The 423-nt window shown below is 51.5% G+C and carries 2 protein-coding genes; both read right to left on the bottom strand.

What is annotated here, in order from left to right; genetic code table 11:
• A partial coding sequence (locus ADK28_RS32870; protein WP_239686206.1) for a hypothetical protein occupies positions 1–133 on the bottom strand: 133 nt, incomplete at its 3' end.
• Positions 134–135: 2 nt separating this feature from the next.
• Positions 136–387, bottom strand: a complete 252-nt coding sequence (locus tag ADK28_RS05010) for a helix-turn-helix domain-containing protein (RefSeq protein WP_048795050.1) — start codon at positions 385–387, stop codon at positions 136–138.
• Between the last annotated feature and the right edge of the window lie 36 nt (positions 388–423).

Raw genomic sequence — 423 nt, 5'->3', positions numbered from 1 at the left:
AAGCTTTGGAGCCTTCACGCTTGCGCTTCAATGCAGAAGAGTCACCAGCATTGCGAGAAAGCGCCTCCCGAATCCCCTTGGTTGTTGCGGGGAGTCCTGGGATGCCCACTAACTCTTTTGCGATAACGAACATGATTAAGACGCCTTACGCATATAACTTTCGGTTTGGTAACGGCTCGGCCAGATCATTTCCGGCGAAACCCCTAGCGCATCAGCGACAATCTGCTGATAAGGCTTGCATGGTGTGCGTAGTACGGTTTTCAGAGAATCCTTGCTGTACCCAGCCTTGATGGAGAGAGCGCGGAACGACAACCCCCGCCGGTGTATCTCCGCCTTGATGATTTCAGGGTGCCAATCGGCACGCAGATCTTCTTTTTGAGTCGTCATTCATCTATCCTAAAAAGTTATCTGTGCGGATAACCG

It is taken from the genome of Serratia sp. 506_PEND, assembly GCF_001076875.1.
In the GTDB taxonomy this organism is placed as follows: Bacteria; Pseudomonadota; Gammaproteobacteria; order Enterobacterales; family Enterobacteriaceae; genus Serratia; species Serratia marcescens.
The sequence above is the reverse complement of the archived record's forward strand: the minus strand, read 5'-3'. Positions and strand labels throughout refer to the sequence as shown.

What these genes read in the sequence shown, in the direction of transcription:
- ADK28_RS05010 (WP_048795050.1), bottom strand. Translation starts at nt 387, where the DNA reads ATGACGACTCAAAAAGAAGATCTGCGTGCCGATTGGCACCCTGAAATC.